13 protein-coding genes and 1 pseudogene are annotated in these 13,075 nt (G+C 72.1%); 7 read left to right on the top strand and 7 right to left on the bottom strand.

Translation table 11 applies throughout. The annotated features are described in order from the left end of the window. Nucleotides 1-3 precede the first annotated feature (3 nt). The 5 genes and pseudogenes from FK219_RS09735 to FK219_RS09715 all read right to left on the bottom strand — a co-directional run. Complete coding sequence (locus FK219_RS09735) at nt 4-846, bottom strand: transglutaminase family protein (RefSeq protein ID WP_152582575.1); 843 nt, start codon at nt 844-846, stop codon at nt 4-6. Continuing rightward, nucleotides 843-1,775, bottom strand: coding sequence for an alpha-E domain-containing protein (locus FK219_RS09730; protein WP_152582615.1), 933 nt, complete (start codon nt 1,773-1,775; stop codon nt 843-845). The genes FK219_RS09735 and FK219_RS09730 overlap by 4 nt, the downstream gene beginning before the upstream one ends. After that, on the bottom strand, nt 1,775-3,439 hold the full coding sequence (locus tag FK219_RS09725) for a circularly permuted type 2 ATP-grasp protein (protein ID WP_152582574.1): 1,665 nt from the start codon (nt 3,437-3,439) through the stop codon (nt 1,775-1,777). The genes FK219_RS09730 and FK219_RS09725 overlap by 1 nt, the downstream gene beginning before the upstream one ends. 77 nt (nt 3,440-3,516) lie before the next feature. Beyond that, nucleotides 3,517-4,479, bottom strand: a complete 963-nt coding sequence (locus tag FK219_RS09720; RefSeq protein WP_210416811.1) for a 1-phosphofructokinase family hexose kinase — start codon at nt 4,477-4,479, stop codon at nt 3,517-3,519. A 9-nt stretch (nt 4,480-4,488) separates the two neighbouring features. Next, a pseudogene (locus FK219_RS09715) lies at nt 4,489-5,292 on the bottom strand (FGGY-family carbohydrate kinase); the annotation flags it as partial. A gap of 19 nt (nt 5,293-5,311) precedes the next feature. On the opposite strand from FK219_RS09715, the gene FK219_RS09710 reads away from it, so the two are divergent. From FK219_RS09710 to FK219_RS09700, 3 genes are all read left to right on the top strand, one after another. After that, a complete protein-coding gene (locus FK219_RS09710; RefSeq protein WP_235923889.1) occupies nt 5,312-6,169 on the top strand; it encodes a substrate-binding domain-containing protein in 858 nt (285 codons plus the stop codon). Nucleotides 6,170-6,239: 70 nt separating this feature from the next. Then, the gene (locus FK219_RS09705) at nt 6,240-6,914 is read left to right on the top strand and encodes a GntR family transcriptional regulator (RefSeq protein ID WP_152582571.1); all 675 of its coding nucleotides are present in this window, start codon (nt 6,240-6,242) and stop codon (nt 6,912-6,914) included. Nucleotides 6,915-6,918: 4 nt separating this feature from the next. Further along, complete coding sequence (locus tag FK219_RS09700; protein WP_152582570.1) at nt 6,919-8,151, top strand: alpha-hydroxy acid oxidase; 1,233 nt, start codon at nt 6,919-6,921, stop codon at nt 8,149-8,151. 87 nt (nt 8,152-8,238) lie between these two features. Here the strand turns inward: FK219_RS09700 and FK219_RS09695 are convergent, their stop codons facing one another. Next, nucleotides 8,239-9,096, bottom strand: coding sequence for an aldo/keto reductase (locus FK219_RS09695; protein WP_152582569.1), 858 nt, complete (start codon nt 9,094-9,096; stop codon nt 8,239-8,241). A 57-nt stretch (nt 9,097-9,153) separates the two neighbouring features. On the opposite strand from FK219_RS09695, the gene FK219_RS09690 reads away from it, so the two are divergent. The 4 genes from FK219_RS09690 (at nt 9,154) to FK219_RS09675 (ending at nt 12,325) form a co-directional block, all read left to right on the top strand. Continuing rightward, a complete protein-coding gene (locus FK219_RS09690) occupies nt 9,154-9,579 on the top strand; it encodes a DUF1801 domain-containing protein (RefSeq protein WP_152582568.1) in 426 nt (141 codons plus the stop codon). Nucleotides 9,580-9,642: 63 nt separating this feature from the next. Then, a complete protein-coding gene (locus tag FK219_RS09685) occupies nt 9,643-10,590 on the top strand; it encodes an LLM class F420-dependent oxidoreductase (RefSeq protein WP_152582567.1) in 948 nt (315 codons plus the stop codon). Beyond that, a complete protein-coding gene (locus FK219_RS13750; protein WP_152582566.1) occupies nt 10,587-11,618 on the top strand; it encodes a serine hydrolase domain-containing protein in 1,032 nt (343 codons plus the stop codon). The genes FK219_RS09685 and FK219_RS13750 overlap by 4 nt, the downstream gene beginning before the upstream one ends. Next, nucleotides 11,615-12,325: an alpha/beta hydrolase gene (locus FK219_RS09675; RefSeq protein WP_152582565.1), complete on the top strand. Its 711-nt coding sequence runs from the start codon at nt 11,615-11,617 to the stop codon at nt 12,323-12,325. The genes FK219_RS13750 and FK219_RS09675 overlap by 4 nt, the downstream gene beginning before the upstream one ends. 12 nt (nt 12,326-12,337) lie before the next feature. Here the strand turns inward: FK219_RS09675 and FK219_RS09670 are convergent, their stop codons facing one another. Continuing rightward, complete coding sequence (locus FK219_RS09670) at nt 12,338-12,892, bottom strand: hypothetical protein (protein ID WP_152582564.1); 555 nt, start codon at nt 12,890-12,892, stop codon at nt 12,338-12,340. Nucleotides 12,893-13,075: the final 183 nt, after the last annotated feature.

Below are 13,075 nucleotides of genomic sequence, written 5' to 3'. Positions count from 1 at the left end.
CGCTCACGCCTCGCGCGTGATCTCCACCGTGACGAAGAGGCGCGAGCTCGCCGGCCCCGCGTAGACCCCGCGCAGCGGCGGAACGTCGGTGTAGTCGCGGCCTCGGCCGACGATGACGTGACGGTCGCCGATCTCGATCGCGTTCGTCGGGTCGTAGCCGCGCCAGCCGCCGTCGAACCACTCCACCCAGGCGTGCGACTCGCCCGCCACGGTCTCGCCGATCTGGGCATCCGGAACCGGGTGCAGGTAGCCGCTCACGTAACGCGCCGGGATGCCCGCGGTGCGCAGGGCGCCCAGCGCGAGATGCGCGATGTCCTGGCACACACCGCGCTGGTCCTGCCAGGCCTCCGCGGCGGTCGTGTGCACGCCCGTCACGCCCGACATGTACTCGACCTTCTCGTGCACCCAGTCGCAGATCGCGCGCGCGGCCTCCGCTGGTGGCAGAGACCCACCGAGCTCGCGGGCGCGCTCGGCGACCTCCTCGGGCGGCATCGTGAGGCGCGTCTGCCGCGTGCTCTCCACGAGGGCGATCGAGCGGTCGAAGAGCGCGGGCAGAGCATCCCACCCGATCGGGTCCCCGTTCACCGGACGCTCGCGCACCTCGACGAGGCTGTCGGCCGTGAGGGCGAGCTCGTGGTGCTGCTCGAGCTGCTCGAACGCCGTCGCGCGCGTGCCGAAGTAGTCGGTGTAGTGGTGCAGCGCCGAGTGCGGCGTGATGTCGAGATGCGAGAAGAGCACGAGCTGGCCGTCCGAGCTCGCCGGCAGCATGCGCGCCTCGTTGTACGACGCGGTGACATCGCCCTCGTAGTGGAAGCCCGTGACGTGGCGCACGCGCAAGCGGTTCATGACGACTCCCCCACCCAGCTCGGAGCGGCGTTCGTCGGGAAGTAGCGCTGACGCACGGCCTCGCTCGCCGAGCTCGTCGCCGACTGCACCGCGTCCATGTGGCGCTGCAGGTCGTCGAGGATGTCGTGAATCGGGCGGTACTCGAGCTCGCTGCGGATCTGCCCGAGCTGGCGCAGGGCTGCATCGCCGACGCCCGCCCGACCCGTGCCGCGCGGCTCGATGTCGCGCAGGCAGTTCTCGGCCCGCGTGACCGAGTAGAGGATGCTACGCGGGAACAGCCGGTCGAGCAGGAGGAACTCGGCGGCATTCGTGGCGCTCGGTACACCGCGGTAGGTGCGCAGGTAGGCCTCGTAGGCGCCGCAGCTGCGCAGGATCGTCGTCCACGACGGACCCGAGGCCTCGGTGAGCGAGCGCGTCGCGAGCAGGCGCGCGGTCATGTCGGCGCGCTCGAGGCTGCGACCGAGCGTGAAGAAGCTCCACGACTCGTCGCGGCTCGACGACGACTCGACGATGCCGACGGCGAGCGCCGACCGCTCGCGCACCCAGCCGAAGAACTCGTGCACCTTGTCGTTGGCGACGCGGCGCGGCATTCGGGCGCGCGTCGTGTTGAGGGCCTCCCACAGCTCCGTGCTCACGACCTCGCGGGCGCGGCGCGCGTTCTCGCGCGCTGCGCCGATCGAGTAGGCAATCGAGGCGGGGTGCGACCGGTCGACGGCGAGGATGCTCAGCACATCGCCGCGCGTGAGGGCATGGTCCGGCGCCACGGCGCTGCCCATGACGCTCAGGAGCGACCGGCACGCGGTGTCCTCGTCGATCCAGGGGTCCTCGAGCAGCAGCTGCAGGTGCACGTCGAGAATGCGGGCGGTGCCGTCTGCGCGCTCCACGTAGCGGCCGATCCAGAACAGGCTCTCGGCGATCCGGCTGAGCATCATGATGCCTCCCCCTTGCCACGGGGAGCGCCATTGCTCGGGTTCTTCTTCGCGCTTTGCTGCTGCTGCTGTTGCTGGTCCTGCCGAGGATCGTCCTGCGGATTGTGGTCGGGCAGGTGCGCGTGGGCATCCGTGATGATCGGGATCGACTGGGTGACCGTCGCCTGCTCGGTGACGATGCCCTGGATGTCGTGGCTGTCGGAGACCATCGCCTGTCGGCCGACGACCCAGGTGTCTTTCGAGCCGCCGCCCTGCGAGGAGTTCACGACGAGCTGCCCCTCGGGGAGGGCGACGCGCGTGAGGCCGCCGGGCAGCACCCAGACATCGCTGCCGTCATTGACCGCGAAAGGCCGCAGGTCGGCATGACGCGGCCGGATGCCCTCATCGACGAGCGTCGGAATGGTGGAGAGCTGCACGACCGGCTGCGCGATCCACCCTCGGGGGTCGGCGATGAGCCGCGTGCGCAGCTCGTCGAGCTCCTGCCGGCCGGCCGCCGGACCCACCACGAGCCCCTTGCCGCCCGAGCCGTCGACGGGCTTCACCACGAGCTCGTCGAGGCGGTCGAGAACCTCGGCGAGAGCATCCGGCTCCTCCAGGCGCCAGGTGTCCACGTTGGGGATGATCGGGTCCTCGTCGAGGTAGTACCGCACCAGATCGGGCATGTAGGTGTAGACGAGCTTGTCGTCGGCGACACCGTTGCCGACAGCGTTCGCGATCGTCACATTGCCCAGGCGTGCCGCGAGCATGAGGCCCGGCGTGCCGAGCATCGAGTCGGCGCGGAACGTCAGCGGGTCGAGGAACTCATCGTCGACGCGGCGGTAAATCACATCGACGCGCTGCGGGCCGCTCGTCGTGCGCATGAAGACGCGCCCGCCCGAGCAGAACAGGTCTCGACCCTCGACGAGCTCGACGCCCATAAGGCGCGCGAGGAGCGTGTGCTCGAAGTACGCCGAGTTGTAGACGCCCGGCGTGAGGACGACGACCGTCGGCTCCCCCACCCCGCTCGGCGCCGAGGCGCGCAGGGCGTGCAGGAGCTGGTTCGGGTAGTCGCCGACCGGGCGCACGCGCATCGAGACGAACAGCTCGGGCAGCGTCTGCGCCATGACGCGGCGATTCGAGATGACGTAGCTCACGCCGCTCGGCACGCGCACATTGTCTTCGAGCACGCGCCACGCGCCGTGCTCGTCGCGGATGAGGTCGATGCCGGAGACCTGGATGCGCACGCCGTTCGCGCTCTGGATGCCCGCCGCGGCGCGGTGGAAGTGCGAGGAGGAGGAGATGATGCCGGCCGGGATGACGCCGTCGGCGATGGCCTTCTGCGGCCCGTAGATGTCGGAGAGGAAGCGCTCCAGAGCCCGCACGCGCTGGGCGATGCCGCGCTCGACGTCGACCCACTCGGCACGGTCGATGACGCGAGGAACGGCGTCGAGCGGGAAGGGTCGCTCCTCGCCGGCGAAGTCGAAGGTGACGCCCTGTGCGAGATAGCTGTCGGCGAGCGCCTCGGTGCGGCCGCGCAGCTCGTCGGTGCTCATCTGGGCGAGAGCCTGATGGATCTGCCGGTAGGGCAGGCGCACCTCGCTGTCGGGGGCGAACATCTCGTCGAAGGCGACCGCGGAGCCGCGCCGAGTCGGCGTCGGCGCGTATCCCTCGAACAGGTCGGCCATGGACCCACCCTACTCGGGCAGTATTGCGGCGATGTTTCCTCGAACGCCGCTCTCCGGTGGCGTTCCCGCGCACAGCGTCAGTGCGACGCCTCCGCCAACTCGCTCTCGAGACGCTCCACATCATCGCGATGGCACAGCTCGGTCGCGGCTGTCATCGCCGCGGCGGCCCCCGCCGCCACTCCAGCGCGGAACGCCTCCGCGATGTCGCGCCCCTCGGCGAGGCGCAGCACGACCCCGGCGAGGAAGCTGTCGCCCGCACCGACCGTCGAGGCGACCTCGATCGGGGGCGGACGCAACCGCGTCGTGCCCTCGCGGTTCACGAGCACGGCACCGTCGCCGCCGAGGGTGAGGGCGACGGTCTCGACGCGGCCTCGCCGCACGAGCTCCTCAGCGGCCGCGACGCGATCCTCGATCGTCGTGAGGGTCGCGCCGACGAGCTCGCCGAGCTCGCGTCCGCTCGGCTTGATGAGGAAGACGCCCTCGTCGAGCGCCGCCTCGAGCGCCTCGCCCGAGGCATCCACGACCGCACGGGCGCCGTGGCGGTGGGCGGCTCGGGTCGCCCGGGCGTAGAAGTCGTCGGGAACGCCCGGGGCGAGAGAGCCGCTCAGCACGACGTAGCCGCCGAGCCTGCTCGCATCCTCCGTCGCATCGAGCGCGGCCTGCCACTCGCGGTCGCTCAGCTCGGGGCCCTGCAGCACGAACCGGAACTGGTCGCCCGTCGACGTCTCGTCGATGGTGACGTTCTCGCGCGTCGACCCGCCGATCGGAATGACCCGACCGATGATGCCCTCGGCCTCGAGCAGCTGGCGGTAGGCCTGACCGGTCGGCCCGCCGAGCGCGTAGATCGCCGTCGACTGACCCCCGAGGCGCCGGATGACCCGGCTCACGTTGATGCCCCCGCCGCCCGGGTCGACGCGGCTCGGGCCGCAGCGCATCTTGTGCTCGGGACGCACGCGCTCGGTGGAGGTGCTCACGTCGAGCGCGGGGTTGATCGTGAGCGTCACGATCGGCATCGGCGGGGCGGAGCGCGTCTCGGCCATGCCCCCAGGCTAGCCCTGTGCGGCGTACTGCTCTCGAATCACCGGGCGCGCATCGGCGGGATGCTCGGCCCAGGTCTCGACGGGCCACTCGGGCCGCGCGTCGCCGAGCGCCCAGGCCGCCTGCGCGGCGGCGCCGAGGGCGACGTACTCACCCGGTTTGGGGATGACGACCGGCACGCCGAACACCTGCGCCGCGACGGGCCCGACCGCGGCGCTGCGCGCAGCACCGCCGATGAGCAGGATGCGCTCAGCCGGCACGCCGAGGCCCGTGATCGAGTCGAGCCCGTCGGCGAGGCCGCACAGCATGCCCTCGACCGCCGCGCGCGCGAGGTTCTCCCGCGTCGTGCTCGCGAGCGTGAGGCCGGTGAGCGTCGCGGTCGCGTCGGGCAGGTTGGGAGTGCGCTCGCCTTCGAAGTACGGGTGCAGCACGAGGCCGTCGGCGCCGGGCTGCGCGGCGAGGGCGAGCTCGGCGAGACCGTCGTGGTCGACACCGAGCAGGCGCGCGACGGCGTCGAGCACACGCGCGGCGTTGAGCGTCGCGACGAGCGGGAGGTGGGCTCCCGCGGCGTCGGCGAACCCGGCGACCGTGCCCTGAGCATCCGCGACCGGGTCTGCGCTCACGGCGTAGACGGTGCCGCTCGTGCCGATCGAGACGACGACGTCGCCGGGGCGCGCGCCGAGCCCGAGTGCGGCGCCCGCGTTGTCGCCGGCACCCGGCCCCACAACGATGCCGCTGCGGCATCCCCACAATTCAGGAGTGTTGGCGTCCACGGCGACCGACGCGCGCGGATCCAGCACTCGCGGCAGCACCACGTGTGCAGGATCTCCTGAATTGTGGAGGCCCGCAGGGTCGGCCTCGCGCGCCGGGCGCAGCCGCACGGTCGGGCTCGTCGTGCGCAACCCGTTCTTCACCGAGCTCGCGCGCGGCGCCGAGGACCGCGCCGCCGCCGAGGGCCTGTCGATCCTGCTCGGCAACAGCGACGAGGACCCTGCACGGGAATCCACCTACCTCGACCTCTTCGAGGAGCAGCGCGTGCACGGCGTGCTCATCTCTCCTCTCGGAGATGTCACCGAGCGGCTCGAGCGGCTGCGCGAGCGCGGCACGCCGGCCGTGCTCGTCGACCGGCGCGGCGAGGGCACGGGGTTCTCCTCCGTCGCCGTCGACGACGTCGCGGGCGGGTACCTCGCCGTGCGCCACTTGCTCGACATCGGCCGTCGCCGCATCGCGCTCCTCGCGGGGCCGCTCGACATCCGCCAGGTCGCCGACCGCGTGACAGGCGCACGGCGGGCGATCGCCGAGGTCTCCGACTCGACGCTCGAGATCATCAACGCCCCCGGGCTCACGGTCGTCGACGGCCGACGTGGCGGCGAGGAGGTCGCCGCGCGCACTCCGGCCGACCGTCCGGACGGGATCTTCGCCGTCAACGACCTGCTCGCGGTCGGCGTGCTGCAGGCTCTCGTCATGACCGGCAGCCTGCGTGTGCCGGACGACATCGCCCTCGTCGGCTACGACGACATCGACTTCGCGAGCGCGGCCGTCGTGCCCCTCACGTCGGTGCGGCAGCCGAGCCAGCTCATCGGCTCCACCGCGATCGACCTGCTGCTCGAGGCCGTGGCCGACCCGGGGCTCGACCCCCGTGAGGTCGTCTTCCAACCCGAACTCGTGGTGCGCGCGAGCACCGCGCGGTAGCTCCGTCGCCGCGCGGGCTCGCCCATACTTTCCTCGTACACTTGTCTAACAATCTGGTACGGTCGAGCGCATGACCGCCGAAGCCCTCGCTGTGACGCGCGTGCCCGACGCCGTCTACGAGGCGCTGCGGGAGAGCATCCTCACGCAGCGCGAGGCTCCAGGCTCGGCCGTGACCGAGCAGGCGATCGCCGACCGCTTCGGCGTCGCCCGCCCCACCGCGAAGGTCGCGCTCGAGCGCCTCGTCGCCGACGGGCTGCTGCGACGCACCGCGCACAAGACCGCGCGCGTGCCCGAGCTGACCCGTGACGACATCGTCGACCTCTACGCCGCGCGCGCGACCGTGGAGGTCGCCGCCCTGCGCAACCTCGCCGAGAGCGGCACACACCCCGCCGACGCCGTCGCGGCCCAGCGCATGCTGAGCGATGCACTCGTCTCCGACGACGGCGACACCGCGCCACTGGCCCGCGCAGATGTGACCTTCCACCGCGCCCTCGTCGAAGCGCAGCACTCGCCGCGCCTCGCACGCCTGCACGGGCTGCTCATGGGCGAGATCGAGCTCTGCACCGGGCAGGTGCAATCGCACCGGCTGCTCGCCCTCGGGGATGTGGTCGACCAGCACCAGAGCATCCTCGATGCCGTCGCCCGCGGCGACGCTGCCGTCGCCGGGCAGCTCACCCGAGCCCACATCGAGGGCGCCCGCGACCGGCTCCTCGGCCATTACGACCAGACACACGCAAAGGATTAGCCCCATGGTGAAACGCCGCTTCCCCCGCCCGAGCGAGCTCGCGCCGCTCATGAAGTTCAAGAAGGCGACGCTCGACGCGAAGAAGCGGCGGCTGCAGAGCGCGCTGACCATCCACGACCTGCGGGCGATCGCGCAGCGGCGCACCCCGAAGGCGCCCTTCGACTACACCGAAGGTGCGGCGGAGGCCGAGATCTCGCTCGGGCGTGCGCGGCAAGCCTTCGAAGACATCCAGTTCCACCCCGCGATCCTGCGCGACGTCAGCCGCGTCGACACCGGATGGGATGTGCTCGGGTCGCGCGTCGAGCTGCCCTTCGGCATCGCGCCCACCGGATTCACGCGCATGATGCAGACCGAGGGCGAGGAGGCTGGTGCCTCCGCGGCCGCTGCGGCGGGCATCCCGTTCTCGCTGTCGACGATGGGCACGACGAGCATCGAGGACGTTCGAGCATCGGCGCCCGAGGGTCGCAACTGGTTCCAGCTCTACATGTGGAAGGACCGCGAGAAGTCGATGCAGCTCGTCGACCGCGCTGCGCAGGCCGGCTTCGACACTCTCCTCGTCACCGTCGACGTGCCCGTCGCCGGCGCGCGCCTGCGCGACAAGCGCAACGGCTTCTCGATTCCGCCGGCCCTCACGCTCGGCACGATCGCCAACGCGATCCCCCGCCCGTGGTGGTGGTGGGACTTCCTGACCACCGAGCCGCTCGCCTTCGCGAGCCTCTCCAGCTGGGACGGCACCGTCGCCGAGCTTCTCGACTCCATGTTCGACCCCACGGTCACCTACGAGGACCTCGCCTGGATCAAGGAGCAGTGGCCGGGCAAACTCGTCGTCAAGGGCGTGCAGACCGTCGACGACGCGAGGAGGCTCGCCGATCTGGGTGTCGACGGCATCACCCTCTCGAACCACGGCGGGCGCCAGCTCGACCGCGCGCCGATCCCCTTCCACCTCCTGCCGGAGGTCGTGCGCGAGGTCGGCAACGACACCGAGGTGCACCTCGACACCGGCATCATGACCGGCGCCGACATCGTCGCGAGCGTCGCCCTCGGGGCACGCTTCACCCTGATCGGCCGCGCCTACCTCTACGGGCTCATGGCCGGCGGCCGCGAGGGCGTCGACCGGGCGATCGAGATCCTCGGCTCCGAGATCGCCCGCACCATGCGCCTGCTCGGCGTGACCTCCCTCGAGGAGCTCGAGCCTGGCCACGTGACTCAGCTGCAGCGGCTCATACCGCGCGGCTGACCTCGAGAGAGCGGGATGCGCATCTCCGCTCCCTCCGACCCCGTCGCGGCGCTGTGGTGGTCGTCGCGGCGGGGTCCTTCCTCACGCTCACGCGTTCGGGGCTTCCTGCACCGACACCCCGCGCGACGTCAGATCGTCAGCGAACGCCGCGCGCAGCGCGTCGTCGACCTCGTGCTCGCGAGCGCGGATGCTGTCGACCGCGCTCTCGATGCGGCGTGGCCCGATGACCGGCCAGCAACCGGGCACCGCGTCGAGCATCGCGGCGAGCGCGAGTCGGTGCACCGACAGCTCCCGTTCGGCGGCGAGCGCCGCCACCCGGGGCACGCGCGTCGCGAGAGGAGCGGCTCTCGGCCCGCCGAAGGGCGCGTAGGCGAAGAAGTCGATGCCGCGCTCACGGCAGTACCGGTACTCGGCGAAAGACTCGACTCCGAGCCCGAGCCGGTTCTGCACGGCGTCGATCTCGGCGATGCCCTCGAGCTGCTCGAGCATCTCCACGGAGGCATTCGAGACCCCGATCCGCAGCGCGAGCCCTTCGCGCCGCAGCTCGTCGAGCGCGCGCACCGATGCCGCGACGTCGTCGACCTGGTCGGCGCGGTGCAGCAGTAGCAGTGCGGGTGGCCCCCCGAGCACCTCGACGCTGCGCTCCGCATCGCGGCGCAGCCGGGCGGCGCTGCCGTCGGCGTCCCACGAGGCGGTGCCGAGACGGTAGTGGCCGGCCTTCGTGATCACCGGGATGCCCGGCCGACGCTCCTCGGCGACAACGGCGAGCCGCTCGCCCACAGCGTCGTCCTCGACCGAGGCGTAGGCCCGCGCCGTGTCGAGCGCCGCGGCGCCGGCGTTGACGCCCGCGCGCACGACGAGCTCGGCGTGCCGCTGCTCCATGCCTTCCCCGAGCACGAGCGACGCCACGCCGAGAACGACGCCGGGCCCGTCGAGCATGCTCATGCTTCGAGAGTAGGGGCTCCTGGCCCGCTCCGCCGAGCGCGCCTACACTGGCTCCCCATGGAGCGCACCGGTGCCGACGTCGACGAGTTCCTCGCGAGTCTCGACGGGCCGCACGCCGAGACCGTGCGCGCGATCGACGCGCTCATCGGCGAGCGGCTCGGTGGCCGCGAGCGCGAGCTCTGGGAGGGCGTGTTCTGGGGCGGCACCGAGCAGCGCATCATCGGCTACGCGCGCATCGAGCAGCCCCGGCCGAAGGGCGAGAGCGTCGAGTGGTTCCTGCTCGGCCTCGCGCAGCAGCAGAAGCACGTGAGCCTCTACGTGAACGCGGTCGCCGAGGGCGGCTACCTGCTCGCCCAGTACCAGGGCCGGCTCGGCTCGCTCAAGCAGGGCGCCGCTGCTCTCACGATCCCGTCGCTCGAGAAGGTGAACCTCGAAGGGCTGGCCTCCCTCGTCGACGAGGCGTTCGCCACGCTCGATTCCTGAGGCAGTCGAGCTCCGCGCCGGGCGCCGCCCGCGCCCTCTAGGCTCGAAGGCGGAGGTCACACGATGGAGTTCTGCGTCTTCACCGAGCCCCAGCAGGGGGCCGACTACGAGACGATGCTGCGCCAGGCGCAGCACGCCGAGCGGCTCGGCTTCGACGGCTGGTTCCGCTCCGACCACTACCTGGTCATGGGTGACGGCGACGGCCTGCCCGGCCCGACGGATGCGTGGACGACGCTCGCGGGCCTCGCGCGCGAGACGAGCAGCATCCGCCTCGGCACGCTCGTGTCGTCGATGACGTTTCGCCACCCGGGCATCCTCGCCATCCAGGTCGCCCAGGTCGATGCGATGTCGGGCGGCCGGGTGGAGCTCGGCCTCGGCACGGGCTGGTTCGCGCAGGAGCACGCGGCGTACGGCATCCCCTTTCCCACGAAGCGATTCGGGATGCTCGAGGAGCAGCTCGCGATCGTGACGGGCCTGTGGCGCACCCCTGTCGGCGCGCGTTTCGCCTTCGACGGTGCGCACTACGCCCTGACCGACTCCCCCGCCCTGCCGAAGCCCGTCCAGTCTCCTGTTCCGCTCATCGTCGGCGGCGGCGGCCCGCAGCGCACCCCGCAGCTCGCAGCCCGCTACGCGACCGAGTTCAACATCGGCTTCGTGGGAGAGGAGAAGGTTCGCGACGCGTTCGCGAACCTGCACCGCGTGTGCGGCGAGGAGGGTCGCGATCCGCTCACGCTCTCGCTCTCGGTCGCACTGCCGACGATCGTCGCGGCGTCCCCAGCCGAGCTGGAGCGTCGCTGCGCCGCGGCCGGCATCGACCCCGGGCGGGCGGGCGCCGCGGCCGAGGAGGGCGTGCTCGTCGGCACCCCCGAGCAGGTGGTCGAGAAGCTGCAGCGCGTCGCCGACCTCGGCACTCGTCGCGTCTACCTTCAGTGCATGGACATGACCGACCTCGAGCACCTCGACCTCATCGCCGCCGAGGTTCTGCCGCACGTGACCGACACAGTCGCATGAGCGGGCACAGCGTCGTGAGCGGCGCATCCGCCGATCCGCGCTGGAGCGCCGCTACCGCCTGGGTGCGGCGCCACGTCGACGCCGGCCGTTTCCCCGCCGCCGTGCTCGGCATCACCGACGCCGCCGGCACGCAGCATCTGGAGGCCTTCGGCGCCGTCGACGACCGCCCGACGACGACCGAGGACCGCTTCGCGCTGTACTCGGTCACGAAGCCCCTCGTGGCCCTCACAGTCATGCGGTCAGTCGAGCAGGGCTCCCTCACTGTCGACGCCCGATTGCGGGATGCTCTGCCAGGGTTCCTGAGCCCCGACGTCACCCTCGCCCACCTCATGAGCCATTCGAGCGGCATCGTCGACCACCCGCTCGGTGCTCCGATGCCCGCGGGCGCCACGAGCCTGCACGAGACGATCGAGCGCACGGCCCTCGAGACGATCGTCGGCACCGCCCGCCGCTACAACAACCTCGCGTGGGCGGGCGTCTCGGCGATCCTCGAATCCGCGACGGGCGACACCCTCGAATCGCGGCTCGCGCAGCTCACGAGCGCGGTTGGCGCCGAGGGGCTCTCCTTCGACACGGCGGGCACCCCGCGCGTGCACGGCGGGGACGTCATGGGGCACGACCCTGAGGCGATGTTCGCGCAACGGCATCCGGCCGCCGGCCTCGCGGCGAGCGCGGAGGACCTGCTCGCGGTCGGCCGCTCCGTCCTCGCCGGCGACGGCGCAGTCGTCTCGCCACCGACGCTCGCCGCGATGCAGCGGCCTCGCACGGAGGGGCTGTTCATCATCGACCCGGAGCCGCGCAAGCGCTTCGAGAACTTCGGCCTCGGCTGGAACCTGCCGCGCCGCCCCGGCCTCGTCGACCACAGCGTCTTCGGCCACGAGGGCTGGTCGATGACCCAGTTCTGGCTCTCCCCTGCCACCGGCCTGTGCCTCGTGCTGCTCACCAATCGGCTCGATGCGCGCGAGCCGTGGCACCCCGTGCGGCCCGACGAGCTGCAGAACGCCGTCTTCGCGGCGGGCACCCCGTGAGCGCGCCGGAGGACGGCACGGTGCCGCACATCATCGTGCTGCCGGGCGGCGGCTACGGCCACCACGCCTACCACGAGGGCGAGCCGGTCGCGCAGTGGCTGCGGTCGCTCGGCCTGTCGGCGAGCGTGCTGCACTACCCGGTGGCATCGGTCAACGGGAACGCCGCGCGCCACCCCGGCCCGATCGACGCGGTGCGCACGCGGGTCGCCGAGCTGCGGGCCGACGGGGTCGGGCGGCTGGGCATCCTCGGATTCTCGGCCGGAGGCCACCTCGCCGGCCACGCCGCGATGTCGGGCCCCTCGCGCTCATCCGCGACCAGTCACCTCGTCGACGCGGCGATCCTCTGCTACCCGGTCGTGTCGATGCAGCTGCCGACGCACGCCGGCTCGCGCCACAACCTCATGGGGCGGTGGGCGGCGCCGTGGACGCGGCGTGCGCTGTCGGTCGACCGTATGGTGACGCGGGATGCTCCGCCGACGTTCCTCCGGCACACCGCAGAGGATGCCGCCGTGCCCGTGGAGCACGCCTACCGGCTCGCGTCGGCGCTCGCGGCGCACGCCGTGCCGCACGAGCTGCACGTGTATCCCCGTGGGCGCCACGGCCTCGGCCTCGTCGACGGGGTGCCGGACGGCGAGCAGGCGGGCAACGCCGCCGACTGGACGGCAGCGTGCGCGCGCTGGCTGCGACAGCTCGGCTGGGTGAGCTGAGCCCGAGGGCGGTCAGAGGGCGCGGCCGTGAGCCTCGGTACTGCGCGCCCCGAGGGCGGGGTGCCGAGCATCCAGCAGGCGGATGGCGATGACCGAGGCCCACACGATGCTCACGCCCGCGATGCACGTGATCCAGAGCGCCGTGAGACCGGCCTCCGCCGTGCTCAGCCCCACACCGACGAGCGCATAGCTGACGGTGACCGCGTAGACGATCGAGCCGCGGGAGACGGCGACGAAGCCGACCGCCGTGGGCCCCGCGAGGCGGTCGCGGATGCCCGTGTCGACCGTGACCGTCGACGGCCGCACCTGGGCGAGCGCCCACGCGATGCTCAGGACGATGATGACGCCCCAGATCGCGAACCAGGCGCCAGGCGGCACGATCGGCGAGAACTCGGCCCCCGACTGCAGCGTCGAGGGCGACAGCCAGTCGAAGACGAGAGACGACACCGGCTGGCCGATCGCGAGGACGACGACGAGGATGCGCAGCGCACGACGGCGGGTGGGCGGCGAGAGCGCGGCGCCCCCGGTGGAGGGTGACGGTGCGGCGGCAGTGCGGGCCTCGCTCATGGCGGACTCCTCTCGGTCGCGGACGGTCGTCGCCGGAGCGGTCACGCCCAGAGTAGGGCGCAGGCTCGGAGGGCGCAGGTACCTGCCAGGCGGCGCTCAGGGAGACCGGCGGTCAGCGGCCCGTGCGCTCCGCGAGCCAGCGCAGAGCATCCTCGGCACCGTGCTCCTCGGCGGCCAGAACGG

This window comes from Microcella pacifica, assembly GCF_009371975.2.
Taxonomy (GTDB): domain Bacteria; phylum Actinomycetota; class Actinomycetes; order Actinomycetales; family Microbacteriaceae; genus Microcella; species Microcella pacifica.
Note: the sequence above shows the minus strand (reverse complement) of the source record. Positions and strands in the feature narration are given on the sequence as shown.